The organism is Pseudomonas sp. H3_A02 (assembly GCF_054671965.1).
In genome coordinates this window covers 939,580-959,551 of the sequence record NZ_CP162807.1, presented here as the reverse complement: position 1 = coordinate 959,551, position 19,972 = coordinate 939,580, and the positions used below count along the sequence as shown (strand labels likewise).

General features: G+C 63.9%; 14 protein-coding genes. 12 read left to right on the top strand and 2 right to left on the bottom strand.

All coding sequences use genetic code 11. The annotated features are described in order from the left end of the window. The first annotated feature begins 166 nt into the window (after positions 1 to 166). From AB4N80_RS04070 to AB4N80_RS04055, 4 genes are read left to right on the top strand one after another with little or no spacing between them, the layout of a single operon-like run. Complete coding sequence (locus tag AB4N80_RS04070) at positions 167 to 943, top strand: efflux RND transporter periplasmic adaptor subunit (protein WP_354337265.1); 777 nt, start codon at positions 167 to 169, stop codon at positions 941 to 943. Then, a complete protein-coding gene (locus AB4N80_RS04065) occupies positions 940 to 2,259 on the top strand; it encodes an efflux RND transporter periplasmic adaptor subunit (protein ID WP_354337267.1) in 1,320 nt (439 codons plus the stop codon). The genes AB4N80_RS04070 and AB4N80_RS04065 overlap by 4 nt, the downstream gene beginning before the upstream one ends. Before the next feature lies 1 nt (position 2,260). Next, positions 2,261 to 4,357: a biotin/lipoyl-binding protein gene (locus AB4N80_RS04060; RefSeq protein ID WP_354337269.1), complete on the top strand. Its 2,097-nt coding sequence runs from the start codon at positions 2,261 to 2,263 to the stop codon at positions 4,355 to 4,357. Between the two features lie 15 nt (positions 4,358 to 4,372). Beyond that, positions 4,373 to 4,864, top strand: a complete 492-nt coding sequence (locus AB4N80_RS04055; RefSeq protein ID WP_122565135.1) for a GNAT family N-acetyltransferase — start codon at positions 4,373 to 4,375, stop codon at positions 4,862 to 4,864. 147 nt (positions 4,865 to 5,011) lie between these two features. Here the strand turns inward: AB4N80_RS04055 and AB4N80_RS04050 are convergent, their stop codons facing one another. After that, positions 5,012 to 5,323: a DUF6916 family protein gene (locus tag AB4N80_RS04050; protein WP_460080805.1), complete on the bottom strand. Its 312-nt coding sequence runs from the start codon at positions 5,321 to 5,323 to the stop codon at positions 5,012 to 5,014. Between the two features lie 46 nt (positions 5,324 to 5,369). Continuing rightward, on the bottom strand, positions 5,370 to 5,957 hold the full coding sequence (locus AB4N80_RS04045) for a phage tail protein (protein WP_122565137.1): 588 nt from the start codon (positions 5,955 to 5,957) through the stop codon (positions 5,370 to 5,372). A 303-nt stretch (positions 5,958 to 6,260) separates the two neighbouring features. Here AB4N80_RS04045 and AB4N80_RS04040 point away from each other — a divergent pair, with 303 nt between their 5' ends. The 8 genes from AB4N80_RS04040 to AB4N80_RS04005 all read left to right on the top strand — a co-directional run bounded on the left by AB4N80_RS04040 (position 6,261) and on the right by AB4N80_RS04005 (position 19,878). Further along, positions 6,261 to 7,106, top strand: coding sequence for a sulfotransferase family protein (locus tag AB4N80_RS04040; protein WP_354337273.1), 846 nt, complete (start codon positions 6,261 to 6,263; stop codon positions 7,104 to 7,106). Positions 7,107 to 7,157: 51 nt separating this feature from the next. Next, positions 7,158 to 14,396 (top strand): Ig-like domain-containing protein, encoded by a 7,239-nt coding sequence (locus tag AB4N80_RS04035; RefSeq protein WP_354337275.1) that lies wholly within the window; start codon positions 7,158 to 7,160, stop codon positions 14,394 to 14,396. A gap of 39 nt (positions 14,397 to 14,435) precedes the next feature. After that, positions 14,436 to 15,950 (top strand): TolC family protein, encoded by a 1,515-nt coding sequence (locus tag AB4N80_RS04030; protein WP_460080802.1) that lies wholly within the window; start codon positions 14,436 to 14,438, stop codon positions 15,948 to 15,950. 12 nt (positions 15,951 to 15,962) lie between these two features. Continuing rightward, entirely contained in the window at positions 15,963 to 16,748 is a 786-nt protein-coding gene (locus tag AB4N80_RS04025; protein WP_354337278.1) for an aspartyl/asparaginyl beta-hydroxylase domain-containing protein, read from the top strand. Beyond that, positions 16,736 to 17,677 carry a sulfotransferase family protein gene (locus AB4N80_RS04020; RefSeq protein WP_460080798.1) on the top strand — a complete coding sequence of 314 codons (942 nt, stop codon included), beginning with the start codon at positions 16,736 to 16,738 and terminating at the stop codon, positions 17,675 to 17,677. Before AB4N80_RS04025 ends, AB4N80_RS04020 begins: the two co-directional genes overlap by 13 nt. A 182-nt stretch (positions 17,678 to 17,859) precedes the next feature. Then, positions 17,860 to 18,105, top strand: coding sequence for a DUF2789 domain-containing protein (locus AB4N80_RS04015; RefSeq protein WP_122565143.1), 246 nt, complete (start codon positions 17,860 to 17,862; stop codon positions 18,103 to 18,105). A gap of 209 nt (positions 18,106 to 18,314) precedes the next feature. After that, on the top strand, positions 18,315 to 18,896 hold the full coding sequence (locus AB4N80_RS04010; protein ID WP_122565144.1) for an alpha/beta hydrolase: 582 nt from the start codon (positions 18,315 to 18,317) through the stop codon (positions 18,894 to 18,896). Positions 18,897 to 18,942: 46 nt separating this feature from the next. Then, a complete protein-coding gene (locus AB4N80_RS04005) occupies positions 18,943 to 19,878 on the top strand; it encodes a sigma 54-interacting transcriptional regulator (RefSeq protein ID WP_460080794.1) in 936 nt (311 codons plus the stop codon). The last annotated feature ends 94 nt before the right edge of the window (positions 19,879 to 19,972 follow it).

Genomic DNA, 19,972 nt, shown 5'->3' with positions numbered 1-19,972 from the left:
GGGCTTCGGGTCTTCAGCCATTTGGGTCTGCTGCGCAGCCCAGCGGGGATAAATCCCCTCGCCACAGAGCGTGTATGACCAGCAGATTTCATACCTCTCACCGCTACTCCCTTGACGCCCCCCACCGCTGTCGTAGACTCCGCCCATCCGTCAGGGAGTAACGGTCATGCGGCGTTTGAGTAGTTGGGTTGTGGGATTGGCCTTCATCACGTGCGGAGTTCAGGCGCAAACGCCGGCTTCCGACGATCCGTTGCTGGAGAGCAACATCTCGGCCAATGCCTCGGGCAGCGAGGCGCGTGGGGTGCTTCGGGCGCGGGATCAGGCCGTGTTGGCCAGCGAGTTGGCCGGGCGGATTGTCGAGTTGCCGTTCAGTGAGGGCGAGTCGTTCAAGAAGGGCGACACCCTGGCGCGTTTCGATTGTTCGGCCTATCAGGCCCAGCTCAATGCGGCCCAGGCGGCCAGCCGTGGTGCCAGTGAAGAGCTGGCCCATAACCGGCAGTTGGCGGCGTTGAAATCCGTTGGGCGTTTCGAGGTGTCGCGGGCCGAGGCGCGGCTCAGCGAAGCCCAGGCGCAGTCCCAGGTGTATCAGGTTCAGGTCAAGCGCTGCAGCGTGATCGCCCCGTTCGACGGGCAGGTGGTGGCGCGCAAGGTCCAGCGTTATGAAAGCGTGGCGGCCGGCGCGCCGTTGCTGGACGTGGTCGACAACCGCACCCTGGAGATTCACCTGCTGGTGCCCTCACGCTGGATGGACAGGCTCAAGCCCGGCCAGCCCTTTACCTTCGTCCCCGATGAAACCGGCAAGCCGTTGCAAGCGACGGTCAAGCGCCTGGGGGCGCGCATCGACGAGGGTAGCCAGACCCTGCTGCTGGTGGCGAGCGTGCCGGATGCCAGCGGCTTGCTATCCGGTATGAGCGGCACGGCGCGCTTCGCGGAGTCCAAGTGAACGCGCCGATATCGGGCAGCGCCGAGCAGGTGTTTGCCCGCTTCCTCGACCTTGAACGCCAGACTCGGGCCGCACGAACCCCGGCGCAATTGAGCTATAGCCTGGTCAACGACGGCCAGGCCTTGTTCGGGTTTCGCCACGCTGCGTTGTTGATTGCTGGCAAGGTCCAGGCCGTGACCGGCGTCAGTACCGTGGAGCCGAATGCGCCGTTCGTGGCGTTTGTCGAGCAGGCGGTGGCGCAACTGTTCAAGCAGGGCCTGTTGAATCAAGCTCGGGTGATTGCCGCCGATCTTGTGAGCGAATCCATCCGGGCAGACTGGCGCAGCCTGTCGGCCGGGCAGGTGTTCTGGCTGCCGCTGATCGATCATCAGAGCCAGGTGTTCGGCGGGTTGTGGTTGGCCCGCGACCTGCCATGGACCCCGCCCGAACAAGTGCTGCTGTCGCAATTGGGCGACACCTACAGCCACGCCTGGCTGGCGCTGCAACCGCGCAAGCCGTGGCGCTTGCGCTGGACGCGCAAGCGCCAGGTCGCCCTGGTGGCGGTGTTGCTGCTGGGCTTGCTGATCCCTGTGCGCCAGTCCGTATTGGCCCCGGCCGAAGTGGTGCCGTTGGGCGGGCAGGTGGTGGCGGCACCGTTGGATGGGGTGATCGCCGAGTTCCTGGTCAAGCCCAACCAGGCCGTCAAGAACGGCGACCTGCTGCTGCGTTTCGAAAGCACCAGCCTCAAGGCCCAGGCCGATGTGGCCGAGCGGGCGTTGGGCGTGGCCGAGGCCGAACTCAAGGCGAATTCCCAGCGCTCGTTTGCCGACGCTGAATCCAGTTCGAAGATCGATTTGCTGGCCGCCCGCGTCGAACAGAAACGCGCCGAGCGCAACTACGCGCTTGAACTGCTCAAGCGCAGCGAAGTACGCGCCGAGCGGGACGGCATCGCAGTGTTCGCCGACGCCGAGCGTTGGCTCGGCAAGCCGGTGCAGACCGGCGAACGATTGATGGAAATCGCCGATCCGAACCAGGCCGAGTTGCGCATTGAATTGGCGGTGGGCGACGCGATTGCCTTGGAGCCTGGCGCGCAGGTGGCGTTGTTTCTCGACAGCGACCCGTTGCAGCGGCACCTGGCCTGGCTCGAGCGCTCGGCCTATGAAGCGCAGCCTACCGCCGCCGGGCAACTGGCGTATCGGTTGGATGCGCGTTTCGATGCCACGGCGCCGCGCATTGGCCTGCGGGGCACGGCGAAGGTCTTCGGCGACCGCGCGCCGCTGGCGTTGTACTTGTTGCGTCGGCCCCTGGCCGGGCTGCGCCAGAGCGTCGGCCTGTAGCATGGACCTGCCGAGCCTGCGGCCAGACCTGCAATTGTCCCCGGCGGCACCGGACCCGGACGGTTCACCGCAATGGACCTTGGCCGACCCGGTGCGCGGGCGCTATTTCAAGCTTGGCGCGGCGGCGATGCGCATGTTGCGGCATTGGTCCCTGGGCGATCCGGAACAGGTGCTGCAGGCCGCGAACCGTGAGCCGGGCCTGCCACTCAACGGTGAATCGCTGGAGCAACTGCTGGGCTTCTTGCGCGGCCATGATCTGATCAGCGCGATGGACCCGCAACAGCGCGACAGTTACCTCTTCAAGACCGCCGCACAGCGCCAGAGCCTGTGGCAGATCCTGCTGCATCAATACCTGTTTTTTCGCATTCCGCTGTGGCGCCCGGACGCTTTTCTCAACCGGGCCTGGCCCTGGTTGGCGCGGTTCGGCCCCAGGATTCTGCGCTATGGCCTGCCGCTGACCCTGGGCCTCGGCATCTTCCTGGTGTCGCGGGACTGGCAGCGCTTCATCGCGACGTTTCCGCACCTGTTCAGCCTGGGCGGTGCGCTGGCGTTCGGGGCGGCGTTGCTCTTCGCCAAGTTGTGCCACGAATTCGGCCATGCCTTCATGGCCAAGCGCGCCGGTTGTCGTGTGCAAAGCATGGGCGTGGCGTTCATGGTGCTGTTGCCGATGTTCTACACCGACGTCAGCGACGCCTGGCGTATCAACGATCGCCGCGCACGGTTGTTGATTGGTGCCGGTGGAGTCCTGGCCGAATTGCTGCTGGCGTGCATCGCGCTGCTGGCCTGGTCGCTGCTGCCCGAGGGGCCGGCACGCACCGCGGCGTTCATGCTGGCCAGCGCCACCTGGATCACCACGTTGATCATCAACCTGAACCCCTTCATGCGTTTTGACGGGTATTTCCTGCTCAGCGATTTCTGGGCGGTGGATAACCTTCAGGGGCGTGCGTTCGCCCTGTGCCGCTGGCGCCTGCGCGAAGCCTTGTTCGGTTATGGCGCGGCGGCACCGGAACCCTGGTCGCCGAAGATGCGCCGCCGTTTGCTGGTGTGGGGATACGGCTCCTGGCTGTGGCGGGCGCTGTTGTTTTTCGGGATTGCCCTGGCGGTCTATCACCTGTTCTTCAAGGTGTTGGGCATTTTTCTGATGATGGTGGAATTGGTGTGGTTCATTTTTATGCCCATCGTGAATGAGTGGCGGCAATGGTGGAGCCGCCGTGAGCAAGCCCACGGTGGGCGGATGCTCCTGAGCGGCCTGGTGTTGATGGCGTTGCTGTTGGCGTTGCTGTTGCCCTGGCGCAGCGCGGTGGAAGTGCCGGCGATGCTCGAAGCCGGGCGGGCCAGTGCCTTGCATGCGCCGGTGGCGGCACGGGTCAAGCAGGTGAATGTGCGCGACGGCCAGACCGTGGCCCAGGGCGACGTGTTGATCGAGCTTGAGTCGCCAGACATGGCCTCGCGCCTGGCCATCGTGCGCCGGGAAATCCAGATCCAACAGTTGCAGATGCGCCGTCAGGCCGGGCGCAGTGAAACCGCCGCCGATGCCGGCATCATCGAACAGCAACTGGCCGAAGCGGTGGCCGAGTACCGGGGCCTGATGGCCCAGCGTGAACGGCTGTTGTTGCGTGCGCCCCATGCCGGCCAGGTGCGCGACTTGTTGCCGCAACTGTCGGTAGGTCGCTGGCTGTCACCGACCCAGGCGTTGGCGCGGGTGGTGCAGACCGATTCACGCTTGCGCGGGTACCTCACCGAAGCCGAGCTTTGGCGGGTCGAGCCGGGTGCCACGGGACGGTTCATCGCTGACGATCCGATGCACACGTCGATTGCCGTGCAGTTGAATGAAATCGACACCAACGGCGTTGCCTGGGTCGAACAGCAAGCGTTGACGTCCGACCATCACGGGCCGATTGCGGTGCGCCGCGATTCGCAGCAGCGGGCCGAGCCGGTGCAGGCCCAATACGGCGTGCGCCTGAGTGCAGTGGACGACATGTCCGCCCCGGTGCAGCCGCTGCGTGGCGTGGCGGTGTTGCAGGGCAAGGGCGAGTCGGTGTTGGGAGCGGCCTGGCGGCGGTTGGCGGCGCTGGGTGTCAGGGAAAGCGGGTTCTAGTTCTAGGGAGCGAGCATGGATTCAGTGGCGGCAGAGGGATTGGTGGTGCGTCCATCGCGGGTCAGCGATGGGCCGTTCTTGCAGGGCCTTTACCAGGCGGCACGGCCGGATCTGCAATGGATCGACGGCGAGCACGAGCAAGTGCAGCAGGTGATTGCCCAGCAGTTCCAGGTGCAGGAGCAAGGGCTGGGCGAGAACTTTCCCAACGCCATGCATTACGTCGTGGAAAAACTCGGCACCGCGATCGGCGCGTTGAGCACGGATTTCGGGCCCAATGAAATCCGCGTGCTGTATCTGGCCTTCATCCCCCAGGCCCGAGGGCAGGGCTATGGCCGGGCGGTGTTGCAAGGGGTACAGAAAGCCGCGCAACAGATCCGTTGCCCGGTGGCGACCGTGGTCTGGGCCAGCAACCCCCATGCACGCCGGCACTACCTGGCGCTGGGATTCGAGGTGCAGGAAAGCAACCCGGCGGCGGAGCGGCTGGTCTGGTATCCGAAAGGCAACTGACCCAATCTTGCAGACGCCATAAATCCCTGTGGGAGCGGGCTTGCTCGCGAAGGCGGTGGGTCAGTAATAAATTGCCAACTGATACACCGCCTTCGCGAGCAAGCCCGCTCCCACAATAGGTTTGTTGTGAACTCAAGTTTTGTGCGATCAGTTAAACGCGATGTAGAAATACCCCAGCGCCGGATCCCGTCCCATGGGCGGGATCCGTGACACGAACACCCCTTCGAGCTTACCCAGTTCCGGCACTTCCAGCTCGCAGAGCCCATCCACGAATGCGGTCGCTTCCAGGCTGTTGAATTCCACGCTGAACGGCATGCGCGCGGTGTTCGGCAGCTTCGCCCGAGGTGTTTCGTCAAGGGTTTCGAAGCGCACGGGCAGGCGACTGCCGTCGGGCAGGGTCAGGCTGCCGGTCTGGCCCAGCAGCGGTTGGAAATGGCGGCTATGAACCTGTTGCAGCATGTCGACACTCCAAAAGGCCGGAGGACCGCAGCCCTCCGGCGGTTCATCAGTTACGGGACGGGAAGTAGCCTTGAAGGGCGATGCTGAAGTTGATGGCCAGGAACGGGTTCATGACCGTCATCGGCGTGTTACCGCCGGTGGGGGCGACCGTGCCGTTGACGGTGGTGGTCACGCCTTGCAGCGGCACTGGCGAAGCGCCTATCTGATCGGAATAGATCGCCGCCGAGCCCGGCCCGGTGCCCGAGGTGCCGATGAACGAGTTGGTGGCCGTGGGCGTATTCACCGGATTGCTGGCCGGGTTGGCCAACTGCAAAGTGGTCGAGGCGGTGATGCCGGTGAGGGCATGGGTGTGGTTGGGCAGGTTGTTGATCGTAGCCGTGACGTTTTCGGTGCCGGAGATTTCACCGATGACGCGCGGGGTCAAGCCCAGGCCATTGCCTTGGCCCAACGGCAGGCGACCTTGCAGGTTGGGCAGCATGAACGTGGTCTGGCCGTTGCCTCCGTACGTCACGCCGATCAGGGCGAACAAGGTCTGGTACTGGGAAAGGGCAAGCGTCTGCCCGTTGCACAGCGCCCAATCCCTGGGTGCAAAGTTAAAGGCGAATGACTGGATAGTGCCGATGAATACTTCCATAGATTCCTCATCCTTCAGGTGATTGGTCTTGCAATGCCCGGACGCGAAGAACAAGGGTGCGATCAGCCCGACTCCTTCATTCCCTGGCCTGGTCACGCACGGCTGAGCGTAGACCGGGATATTTGATTCTGCCGAGCGAAGCGGGCGGAAAAATGTCGCGACATGGCTTAATCGATTCAGGTTCCCGAGCGTCTCTACCGTCCATCTTTTTTATAGCTTGGGATGAAATTGATATCAAAGTACTACTAGGCGAAGATTGTTTCCTCGGCTACGCTTGGCGGTACAAAGGGACTACAAACAAAGGTGAAGGGATTGCCGCAGTTTCACTTTATCTCCGGTTTACCGCGCTCAGGCTCGACCCTGCTTTCTGCCATTTTGTTGCAGAACCCGCGCTTTCATGCCGGCATGACCAGTCCCGTCGGCACGCTGTTCAGCAGCGTCCTGCAGCAATGCAGCGCTGGCAGCGAGTTCGGTTCGGTGATCGACACCGACCTGCGCCGCCGCCTGCTGCGCGGTCTCTTCGATTCCTACTACGCCGACAAAGCCGATAAGCCGGTCATTTTCGACACCAACCGCCAATGGTGCGCCCGCCTGCCTGCCCTGCAGGATCTGTTTCCCCAAGCCAAGACCATCGCCTGTGTGCGCAACGTCGCCTGGGTGCTCGACAGCCTGGAGCGGCTCTACCGCGCCAACCCGTTCGAGAACACCAAGCTGTTCAACGACGATGACGAGCGCAACACCGTCTACAGCCGCTGTGAAACCCTGGCCCAGCGCAACCGCCTGGTGGGGTTCGCCTGGACCGCGCTCAAAGAGGCCTACTACGGTGAGAACGCCGAGTCGCTGCTGATCGTTGATTACGATTTGTTGAGCCAGGCCCCGGAGCGGGTGATGCGCCTGGTGTACGAGTTCATCGGCGAACCCTGGTTCGAACACGATTTTAATCACTTGACCTACGACGCACCGGCCTTCGACCAGGCCCTGGGCGTTGCCGGCCTGCACAAGGTCAAGCCCAAGGTCGCGCCGCAAGCCCGGCGGACCTTGTTGCCGCCGGATCTGTTTGAAAAGTATGCCGAGTTGTCGTTCTGGCGCGATGGGTCCGCCAGCGCCGCCAATGTCATTCGTATGAAAACCGACGCCGCCGTCAGCTGACTGCGGTTTTTTTTCATTTGCGTTCAAAAAGTTCGAGTCCAGGTGATCGTCATGTGGTGGAGCAAAGGCAAATCGCGGGTAACCGAGGGCGCACAAGCCCTGGCATCGCCAATGATCATGTCCCTGGAGCCGCGAATGCTGTTCGACGGCGCGGTGGCGGCCACCGTGGCCGATGCCGCGCAACCGGACGCCCAGCCGACGGCCGAGGCGGCCAAGACGCCGACCGCGGACCAGCCGACCGACACCCATGCGCCCCAGGGCCAGGTCGATGCCACCCAGGCTGCCGTGCCGGGCAAGGCCGTGGTGTTTGTCGATTCCCGGGTCAAGGATTCCGCCAACCTGCTCGAAGGCTTGGCGCCTGGTACCCAGGTAGTGCAACTGGATGCCACCCAGGACGGCTTGCAGCAGATCGCCGATTACCTGGACACCCACCAGGGCGTCAGCTCGGTGCAGATCATCGCCCACGGTAACGCCGGTGATTTGTGGTTGGGCAACAGCTACCTGTCGGCGGATAACGTCCAGGCCCGCAGCGAAGTGCTGGCACAGATCGGCCAGGACATGAATGCCGGTGGCGATATCCTGATCTATGGCTGCTACACCGCCGAAGGCGAGCGTGGCCTGAACTTTGTCGATTCACTGGCGCAGTTGACCGGCCGCGACGTGGCGGCGTCCAACGACCGCACCGGCCTGGGGGGCGACTGGGACCTTGAGATCGCCACCGGCAATATCGAAAGCGCCAACGTGCTCTCGAACTCCGCCATGAGCGAATACCAATGGGGCCTGGCCACCTGGACCGCCACCAACAACCTCAATTCGGGTATCGGTTCTTTGCGCGCTGCCCTGGGCTCGGCGCAGAACGGCGACATCGTCACGTTCAATACCAGCATGACCGTCGCCCTGACCCAGGTGCTGGTGGTCGACAGGAACATCACCATCGATGGCGACCTCAATAACGACAACGTCGCCGACGTGACCCTCGACGGCCAGTACCGCACCCAGATCATGCAAGTGACGTCCGGCACCACCGCCACCCTCGATGGCCTGGTGATTACCCGGGGCATGGTGGCAGGCAACGGTGGTAACGGCGGCGACGATGCGCTGGTGTCCCAGGGCGGCGGCATCTACAACGCCGGCACCTTGACCTTGCGAAACGTCACGGTAACCGCGAACGCCGCTTCGGGCGGTGGTGGCGGCGGCGGCGTGACGCCGCAGTACGCCGGTGGTGGCGGTGGTGGCGGTGGTGCGATCACCGGCGGCACCGGTGGCAAGGGCGGTGACACGCTCAACTCTACGGGTTCCAACGGCACGGCCGGACAAGGCGGTGCGGGCGGCGGCTTCTTCAACATTGGCGGGCGTGGCGGTTCCACCACGGGGGGTGCGGGCGGTGCGGCGTATCCAGGCTACAGCACCGGTTCGGCCGGCGGCACGGCCACCAGCGGAGGCTTGTCCATCGGCGGTGGCGGTGGTGGCGATGGCTATGACAACATCGGCGGCGCTGGCGGCGGCGCGGTGGGGGGTATCTACAACGATACCGGCGCGACCCTGCGGATCATCGGCAACTCGACCATTTCCAACAACGTCGGTGCCGGCGGTGGTGGTGGCGGCGGCGGGGCTGGCGGTAGCTATCTCCAGGCGGGCGGTGCGGGCGGTGTCGGTGTCGGCGCCATCTGGAACAAAGGCTCGATCCTGATCACCGCCGCCAACTTCGCCGCCCTGGCCGGCAACGTCGGCGGCAGTGGCGTGGGCGGGACGAGTGCGGGCACCGCCGGTGTTTCGCCGGCGTCGGTGGCCAACGTCTACGGCGATGGCGGCACCATCAACACCAACTATGTGCCGGACGAAACGCCGCCCACCGCGACCGTCGTGGTGGCCAATACCAACCTGAACTCCGGCGGCACGTCGACGGTGACCATCACCTTCTCCGAAGCCGTGACCGGCCTGACCGCGGCGGACCTGACGGTGCAGAACGGCAGTGTCGGCACCTTGACCAGTGGCGACGGCGGCATCACCTGGACCGGTACGTTGACCGCGGCCAGCAACATCGCCGACACCACCAACATCATCACCCTTAACAACACCGGCGTGGCCGACCTGGCCGGCAATGCCGGCGTGGGCACCACCGACTCGAACAATTACATCGTCAACGACACGGTGGCGCCGACGGCGTCCATCGTGGTGAGCGACACCGCCCTCAGGATTGGCGAGACCTCGACGGTCACCATCACCTTCAGCGAAGCGGTGAGCGGTTTCACTGCCGCCGACCTGACCGTCGCCAACGGCTCGATCAGCGGCCTGAGCAGCAGTGACGGCGGTATCACTTGGACGGCCACGCTGACGCCGGATGCGACTGTCACCGATACCTCCAATCTCATTGTCCTGAACAATACGGGCGTGGCGGACCTCAATGGCAACGCTGGCGTGGGGACGACCAACTCCAACAACTACGCCATCGACACGCAACGCCCCACCGCCACCATTGTGGTGGCCGACACCGCGCTGCGCGTGGGTGAAACCTCCCTGGTGACCATCACCTTCACCGAGGCCGTGAGCGGTTTCACCACCGCCGACCTGACGGTCGCCAACGGTACGGTCACCGGCCTGAGCAGCAGCGACGGTGGTATCACCTGGACCGGGACGCTCACACCAAGTGCCAGCGTCAGCGATACCAGCAACCTGATTACCCTGGATAACACCGGCATTGCGGACTCGGCGGGCAACGCGGGTAGCGGCACCACCGACTCCAACAACTACGCCGTTGATACCCAACGCCCGACCGCCACCATCGTGGTGACCGATACCGCACTGAACATCGGTGAAACCTCCCTGGTCACGATCACCTTCAGCGAGGCCGTCACGGGTTTCACCCTGGCGGACATGACCGTGGCCAACGGCTCCTTGAGCGGGCTGAGCAGCAGCGACGGCGGTATCACCTGGACCGCGACGCTCACCCCGAGCGCCAGCGTCAGCGATGCCACCAACCTGATCATCCTGGCCAATACCGGTGTGGCGGACGCGGCGGGCAACACCGGCAGCGGCACCACCAGCTCCAACAACTACGCGATCGACACGCAGCGGCCAACCGCTAGCATCGTTGTAGCCGACACCTCCCTGAGCGTTGGCGAAACCTCCCTGGTGACCATCACCTTCAACGAGGCGGTGACAGGCTTTACCACCGCCGACCTGACGGTCGCCAACGGCACGGTCACCGGCCTGAGCAGCGGCGACGGCGGCATCACCTGGACCGGAACGCTCACGCCAAGCGCCAGCACCAGCGACACCAGCAACCTCATCACCCTGGATAACACCGGCGTGACCGACGCGGCGGGCAACGCCGGCAGTGGCACCACCGACTCCAACAACTACGCCATCGACACCGCGCGTCCGACCGCCACCATCGTGGTCGCCGACACGGCCATCGCCATTGGCGAAACGTCGGTGGTGACGATCACCTTCAGCGAGGCGGTGACCGGCTTTACCCTGGCGGACCTGAGCGTCACCAACGGCAGCCTGAGCGGCCTGAGCACCAGCGACAACATCACCTACACCGCGACCTTCACGCCGAGCGCGGGTGTCAGCGATGCCACCAACCTGATCACGCTCAATAACACGGGCGTGGTGGACGGCGCGGGCAATACCGGCAGCGGCACCACCGATTCCAACAACTATGCCGTCGATACCCTGCGTCCGACCGCCACCATCGTAGTGGCCGACACGGCGCTGAGCGTGGGCGAAACCTCGCTAGTGACCATCACGTTCTCCGAGGCGGTCACAGGTTTCGACAATTCCGACCTGAGCGTGGCCAATGGCACGTTGAGCGCCGTCAGCAGCAGCGATGGCGGCCTCACCTGGACCGCCACCTTCACCCCGGCCCTCGGGGTCAGCGACACGTCCAACCTCATTGTCCTGAACAACACCGGGGTCAACGATGGGGCGGGCAACACTGGCAGCGGCACCACCAACTCCAACAACTACCAGGTCGACACCAACGTGCCGACGGCGACCGTCGTGATTGCCGATACCACATTGAGCATCGGCGAGACGTCGTTGGTCACCGTGACGTTCAACTCGGCGGTCAGCGGGTTCGACAACGCGGACTTGACCGTCAGCAACGGTACGCTCAGCACCATGAGCAGCACCGACGGTGGCGTCACCTGGACGGCCACCTTCACGCCGAGCGTCAGCATTTCCGATACCAGCAACGTGATCACCCTGGACAACACCGGCTTGATCAACGGCGCGGGCAATGCCGGCGTGGGCACCACCGACTCCAACAACTACGCGGTCGACACGGTGCGCCCAACGGCGAGCATCGTCGTGGCCGACACCGCCATTGCCGCCGGCGAGACTTCGCTGGTGACCATCACCTTCAGCGAGGCGGTGACGGCGTTCACCAGTGCCGATCTGACGGTCGCCAATGGCGTGATTTCGGGGCTGAGCAGCAGCGACGGCGGCATCACCTGGACCGCGACCTTTACGCCGACCGCTGGCGTCACGGACACCAGCAACCTCATCTCCCTCAACAGTGGCGGCATCGTCGACCTGGCCGGCAACGCCAACGTCGGCGGCACCGACTCCAACAACTACGCGGTGGACACGGAGCGGCCCACCGCAACGATCGTGCTGGCCGACTCCAACCTCAGTGTCGGTGAGACCTCGCTGGTGACCATTACCTTCTCCGAGGCGGTCAGCGGTTTTGACAATTCGGACCTGAGCGTTGCCAACGGCACACTCAGCGCTGTCAGCAGCAGCGATGGTGGCCTGACCTGGACTGCGACCTTCACACCGACCCTCGGCGTTCGAGACGCGACCAACCTGATCATCCTGAACAACACCGGCGTGAGTGACGCGGCGGGCAACACCGGCACCGGCACGACCAACTCGGCCAACTACGCCATCGACACGCAGGTGCCAACGGCGACCATCGTGGTGGCCGATACGTCCCTGAGCATCGGTGAAACCAGCCAGGTGACCATCACCTTCAACGAAGCGGTGAGCGGTTTCGACAACAGCGACCTGACCGTCAGCAACGGCACGCTGAGCAACCTGTCGTCCTCCGATGGCGGTGTCACCTGGACCGCCACGTTCACGCCGAGCGCGAGCATTGCCGATACCAGCAACCTGATCACCCTGGACAATACCGGTGTCATCAACGTCTCAGGCAACGCCGGCGTCGGCACCACCGATTCGAACAACTACGCCATCGACACCGTGCGCCCGACAGCGACCATCGTCGTTGCCGATACCGCCATTGCCGCCGGCGAAACTTCGCTGGTGACCATCACCTTCAACGAGGCCGTGACGGGCTTCACCGACGCCGATCTGAGCGTCGCCAACGGTACCCTCAGTGGGCTGAGCAGCAGCGACGGCGGCATCACTTGGACCGCGATTTTCACGCCTGCCGCTGGCATCACTGACACCAGCAACGTCATTACCCTTGCCAACAGCGGCGTCGCCGACCTGGCGGGCAACGCGGGCAGCGGCACCACCGATTCGAACAACTACAGCGTCGACAGCCAGCGTCCGACGGCCACCATCGTGCTGAGCGATTCGGTGTTGAAACCGGGTGAAACCGCCCAGGTGACCATCACCTTCAGCGAGGCAGTGACCGGTTTCAGCAACGCGGACCTGAGCGTTGCCAACGGCACCCTGAGTGCCGTCAGCAGCAGCGATGGCGGCCTGACCTGGACCGCGACCTTCACGCCGACCCTGGGCGTGACCGACACCACTAACCAGATCACCCTGGACAACACCGGGGTCAGCGATGCGGCCGGCAACACCGGGGCAGGCACCACCGATTCGGCCAACTACGCGGTCGAGACGCAGGTACCGACGGCCACGATCGTGGTGGCCGACAGTGCGCTGCGGATAGGGGAAACCTCGCAGGTCACTATTACGTTCTCGGAAGCGGTAAGCGGTTTCGACAACAGCGACCTGACCATCAGCAGCGGCACGCTGAGCAATGTGTCGTCCACCGACGGCGGCGTCACCTGGACGGCCACGTTCACCCCGACGACCAACATCACCGACACCAGCAACCTGATCAGCCTGGACACCAGCGGTGTGGTCAACGCCTCGGGCAACAGCGGCGTCGGCGTGGTGAACTCCAACAACTACGCGATCGACACGGTTCGCCCAGGCGCCACCATCACCGTGGGCGATACCACGTTGGGCATCGGCCAGAGCACCACGGTGACCATCAGCTTCACCGAGGCGGTGTCCGGTTTTGACTTGTCGGACCTCAGTGTCGCCAATGGCGTGTTGTCCAACCTCGCCAGCAGTGACGGCGGCCTGACCTGGACGGCGACTCTGACGCCGACCGCGGGCGTCAACGATGCCACCAACCTGATCCTGCTCGACGCCGGCACTGTGCAGGACCTGGCCGGCAACGCCGGCGTGGGCATCGCGATTTCCAGCAACTACGCACTCGACGCCAGCCGGCCGACGGCGACCATCGTGGTCGCCGACCCGAACCTGACGGTGGGCGAGACGACCCAGGTGACCTTCACCTTTAGCGAAGCAGTGACGGATTTTGACCTGTCGGACCTCAGCGTCACCAACGGCGAACTGACCAACCTGACCACCAGCGACGGTGGCAAGACCTGGACGGCCACGTTCACGCCAACGGTGAACCTCACCGATCCAAGCAACTTCATTGCCCTGGATGCCAGCAACGTCAGCGACCTGTCGGGCAACGCCGGGGCCAGCGTGGCGGTGTCCAACAACTATGCGATCGACACCGTGGTGCCCAACGATGTGAAGCCGCCACCGGAGTTCCTGACGTCCGACCCGGTCACGGTGATCCCACCGTCCGAGGTGCCGCTGCAACCGATCGTCTTTACGCCGCCGACCGGCAACCTGGGTTCGCCGCTGGGCTTCCCGCCGCTGTTCGAACAACGGGACGTGGGCGGGGGCCTGCGGCCGATTGGGGACATTTTCATCAACCATGGTGCCCTGGCGCCGAGCTATATCGCCCAGGTTTTCAGCACTGACGCTGCGGGCGATGGCAGTGGCCAGGGGTTCCTGGGCTTTGGTGGGGGCGATGGCGGGGTGTTTGGCAGCAGCACGCTTTCAACCTTGTTCAGCCAGGACTCCGCTTCCGAGAGCGAATCGATGGAGGCCTTCGGCAGCCAGTCGATGCAGGGCGGCGATGTGTCCCAAGGGCTGCGCGGGATGTTCGGGGCGCCCACCCTGGGTCAGCAACTGCAACAGCTCAAGGACACTGAACAACATCAGGTCGACAGCCTGGCAACCGCGTTACGACAGGTCGGCATCAGCCAAGTGCAGGCCTGAATTCTAAAAATATTGGGGCAGTCAGGGGCAGTCCAGGGAATGAATAGAAGTCAGAAGTTATTCGGTATGAGTGTGCTGGCGTTGGTGGTGAGTGGATGTGCGGTCACCAGCGATCCGATCGAGCGTAGCGTCAGCGAACAGCGCGCTCGAGCCGACCTGCAGAACATGTACAAGGATCAGGAGCCGCTCAGCGGCCCGCTGACCCTGCACCAGGCCATGGCCCGGGCAGTGAAGTACAACCTCGAAGGCCGCTTGAAGATCATGGAGGAAGCCCTGGCCAAGCGTCAGCTGGACCTGGCCAGTTTCGACATGCTGCCGCGCATGGCCTTGGACGCCGGCTACGTGGGCCGTAACAACGTCAGTGCTTCCAGCAGCCAGAGCGTGGAAACCGGTACCCAATCCCTGGAGCCGTCGACCTCCCAGGACCGCGACCGTGAGGTGGCGGACCTGACCATGGTCTGGAACGTGCTCGATTTCGGCGTGAGCTACATCAGCGCCAAGCAGGCCGGGGACCAGCGCCTGATCGTGCAGGAACGTCGGCGCAAGGTGATCAACACCATCGTCCAGGACGTGCGTTCGGCCTACTGGCGCGCCATGGCCGCCGAGCGCCTGCTCAAACAGATCGACAGCCTGATGGTTCGGGTCGAGGCGGCGCGAGACAACAGTCAGAGCATGAGCGAACAGCGCATCGGTGACCCGGTGCAGGCCCTGGGTTACCAGCGTTCGCTGATCCAGGCCACCCGCCAGCTGGAAGAGCAGCGCCGGGCGCTGTCCCTGGCCAAGACCGAACTGGCGACCTTGATCAACCTGCCCTTGGGTACCGAGCTGACCCTGGCGACGCAGGATGAATACACCATCCCGGAACTCAAGGTCGACCTGGCCCGTCTCGAACAGGAAGCCTTGGCCAGCCGTCCGGAACTGCGCGAGCAGGATTACCAGACCCGTATCACCGCCGCCGAAACCCGCAAAGCCATGCTGCGCCTGCTGCCGGGGCTGGAGTTTTCCGCCGGCGGGCATTACGACAGCAACTCGTTCCTGGTGGAGCAGGGCTGGGCCGACTATGGCGTGAAAGTCACCTGGAACCTGTTCAACGTGATCTCCGCCCCGGCGGCCATCGACGTGGCCAAGGCCGGGGAAGAAGTGGCGTCGGCGCGGCGCCAGGCGATGTCGATTGCCGTGCTGGCGCAGCTGTACGTCGCCAACGCGAACTATCGCGAAGCGCTGCGCCAGTTCAAGACCAGCCAGCAACTGTCGGACATCGACGGGCAGATTGTCGGTCAACTGCGCAGCCGTCACCAGGCTGCCGGTATCGGCGAGCTGGACCTGATCCAAGGTGAACTGAACACCCTGCAGGCCGATCTGCGCCGGGACCTGGCCTACGCCGACCTGCGCAACGCCTACGGGCAGATCTTTGCCAGCGCCGGCCTCGACCCACTGCCAAACGAAGTGCAATCGACCGAAGTCCAGTCGATTGCCACGGCGCTGGCCAACCGCGAAGCGGCCTGGGCCCAGGGCGATATCGCGTTGCCGAAGCCTGCCACGGTGACGCAATAACCGGGCGCAACCATGACGCGCCCGGCGTTCTCCCGGCTGCCGGTGACGGTGAACCTGCCGCTGCTGTTGCAGGCACTGGCGGCCATTGAAGACGCGCGCTGGCAGGGGCATTTCAACAGCGCCTATCACAGCGGCGACTGGAGCGGCGTGGCGCTGATTTCGGCGGCGGATGCCGTCACCGAGCTGTCGCCCGGGCGCGGTCAGCCACGGCAGCGTGCACCTTGGTCAGCGGACGGTCGCTGGCATGAGGCATTGCGCGACTGGCCCCTGGAGATCGTCTCGGCCCGGCTGCTGCGGCTGGGGCCCGGCGGGTGCATCCACGAGCATCGCGACTATGACCTGGGCGGGCCGGACGCCGATCTGCGCCTGCACGTTCCGTTGCTCAGCCCACCTGGCGTGGACTTCTTCCTGGATGGACAAATCATTCCGATGACGGCCGGTGAGTGCTGGTTTCTCGACCTGGCGCGGCCCCATCGAGTGGTTAACCGAAGTGCGCATTCGCGGGTTCACCTGGTGCTCGACTGTCGCCCCGGGCCGTGGCTGGTCCGGCAGATTGCCGATGGGCTGCCCACCACACCCGACGCGGGCGTCAGGCAAAGCGACTTCGCTCTTTTTCAGCTGCGCGTGGAAAGCGATCCTGACCTCGCCCGCACCTTGCAGAGCCTGCACGACCTCGACGCTTTCATGGCGTCCACCCTGGCGTTGGGGGCCGAACGAGGGCTTCATTTCACCCAGGAAGAAGTGCGGGCCGCCATGCGCAACGGTCGCCAGCAGTGGAGAGCCCAGTGGAAGACCTGAACCTGCACGGTTGGCTGCCGATCCGCCTATGGCAAGAGGCCGGGCAGTGGCGGGTCGACTGGTGCTGGTTCGGCGACGCGCGACTGTCACAGCCGTTCTTTGGCGACTCCGTGGAAGACGCCTTGCGCCGGCCCTTCAACCAGGCGTTCCGCCGCCAGACGCCCTTGGACGCACTCGATCAATGGCAGCGACAAAGCCCGGGCCTTGAGCCCAGTGCGTTGATTTTCCATGCCTCCCGTTGCGGCTCGACCTTGATCAGCCAGATGCTTGCCCAGTTGGACGACCATATCGTCATCTCGGAACCGCCACCCCTGGATACGCTGCTGCGCAGTGATTTGCCACCGGCCGAACGATGTGTGGCACTCAAGGGCTTGATGTCGGCCTACGGGCAGCGCCGCCGAGGCATGGAGCGACGCCTGGTGGTCAAGCTCGACGCCTGGAACATCGGTGAACTGCCGTTGCTGCGTGAGTGCTTTCCCGACACGCCCTGGCTGTTCGTGTACCGCAACCCCTTGGAAATCGCCGTCTCCCACCTGCGCCGTCCCGGCATGCACATGGTGCCGGGGATGATCGGGACGAGTGTCCTGGACGATGATTTGCCCTTCATTAGCCCGGAAGATTTCATCTCGCGCCGGGTGGGGCGGTTGTTGGCGACGGGTTTGGAACACTGTCAGGTATTGGGTGCAATGGCGGTCAACTACACCGAACTGCCCGAGGCGATGGCGGGCCGGCTGGCGGCGTTTTTCCGGCTCGATGAGGAGCAAGGCAGGCAAGTGTTCGCGGCAGTGGGGCAGCATGCCAAGCAACCGGCGCAGGCGTTTGTTGGCGATAGCGAGGACAAACGCCGGGAGGCTTCGGCGTTGTTGCGTGAGCGGGTGTTGCACTGGGCGCAGGGGCCTTACCAGGCGTTGAAGTCACTGCCCCTGTAGCGAGATTCCAACCCGCTTCTGTGGCGAGGGAGCTTGCTCCCGCTCGGTTGCGCAGCAACCGCAAAATCGTAGGGCCGCTTCAGCCCAGCGGGAGCATGCTCCCTCGCCACGGTGTGCTCGGCTCCAAGGGGCTAGACTGCAGGAATAGAACCCAGCCATCCGTTCATGCTCAGGAGTCTCGCATGGAAAACCCGATCCATACGCTTCCCGCGTTATTCAAACAACTCGGCCTGCCTGACGATGCCCTCAGCATCGATCAATTCATCGCCAGCCATTCGCCGCTCAAACCCGATCTGCGGCTTGCCGATGCGTTTTTCTGGAATGAAGGCCAGCGGCAAATGCTGCGCGAGGAAATCCTCGAGGATGCGGACTGGGCGGAAGTGATAGACCAGTTGGATGTGTTGATGCGCAAGGGGCGTAGCGAGTGATGCACAAAACCTGTGGGAGCGAGCTTGCTCGCGATAGCGAACGATCAGTCACCATCGATGTAACAGACATACCCCTATCGCGAGCAAGCTCGCTCCCACAGAGTTAACTCCTTATTCGTTTTAAGCATTAATAAATATCTTCTTATTCCTTAAATAATATAGCTCTCCTCCCTATACTCGTCCGGGAACAGACACGCAGGAGAGCACCCATGCGCAACGAATCGATTCGCTACCTGATTGTGCCGGGCTGGCAAGGATCGCCGGAAAATCATTGGCAAACCCACTGGCAGAACAGCCTGCCCAACAGCGCCCGAGTCGAACAGGCCGACTGGGTCACGCCCCGGCGTGAAGACTGGGTCGCGGCGCTGGCCGAGGCCGTGGCCGCCGACAGCACGCCGGTGATCCTGATTGCCCATAGCCTGGGCTGCATCACGGTGGCCCATTGGGCCGCTACCGCGCCGGTGCAGTTCCTGCGGCAGGTGCGTGGGGCGTTACTGGTGGCGCCGGCGGATGTCGAGCGGCCAGCCTGCGTCCCGGCGCTGCGCAACTTCGCGCCGATTCCCAGCGATCTGTTGCCGTTCCCAAGCCAAGTGGTCAGCTCCGACAACGACGCCGCCGTGAGCGCCCCACGCGCCTTGGAACTGGCGCGCAACTGGGGCGCCGAGGCCGGGATCCTGGCGGGGGCGGGGCATATCAACGTGAAGTCCGGTCACCAGCGTTGGGAGCAGGGTTTCGCTTATCTCTATCGTCTGCAAAACCGCATGGAGCATCACGCCCTGCGTCGCGCCTGAATGTTTAGCGCCCCCCGTCTCCGGCGGTCTGGGGCGGGAGCCTGCCATGAGTTTGCATGAAGCCCTCGGTCAGCCCTTGCTGACCTTTCCCGATGCGGAAAAAAGCCCCCTGAGCATTCGCGCCAAGGCGCTGGTGTTCGTCGACCCCCGTTCGCGGCAATTGCGCCAGGCATTGGAGCAACTGGCACCCCGGGCGGTTTCGGTGCTGATACGCGGCGAAACCGGTAGCGGCAAGGAATTGCTGGCCCGGCATATCCATCGCGAAAGCGAGCGCGGCGGATTGTTTGTGTCGGTCAACTGCGGCGCGATCAGCCCGACCTATGCCGACGCCGAACTGTTCGGTTATGCCGCCGGCGGCTACAGCGGCTCGGCCAGCAGCCGGGCCGGTTGGTTCGGTTCGGCCAACGGCGGCACCCTCTACCTGGATGAAATCGGCGATTTGCCGCTGCCGATCCAGATCAAATTGCTGGCTGCGCTGGAAAACCACGAAGTCACCCGAGTGGGTGCCCATCAGCCCAGCCCGGTGGATGTCCGCCTGGTCGCGGCCACCAGCATCGACCTGGCGCAAGCGGTGGCGGCTGGGAAATTCCATGAACGGCTCTACCACTACTTGGGCGAAGGCCAACTGGAACTGCCGGCCCTGCGCGAGCGGGTGGGCGATATCCTGTCCTTGGCCGAATACTTCCTGGGCATCTACAGCCAGCGACTCGGCCTCTCGGTGCCATTGATCAGTGAAGCGGCGCAACAAGCCCTCGAACAGCACAGCTGGCCGGGTAATACCCGCGAGTTGGAAAACGTCATTCATTTCGCGTTGCTGGTGAGCACGGGGGATGAGATTTTGCCGGAGCACTTGAATCTGCCGTCCCAGCCTTCAGCCCTGGAATTGATCGACCGTCAGGTGGCGCAGGTCGTTGCTCAAGGCACGGATGCTGAGCGCACGGCGCTCAAGACGCTGCTCAATCGACTGAACCAGGCCCTATAGACCCGATATCCCCTCGCCACAAAAAGCGGATTTTTCTATATGAGGGAAATGAATATGAACTTGAATAAAAGATATTGTTAAGGAATAAAAAATA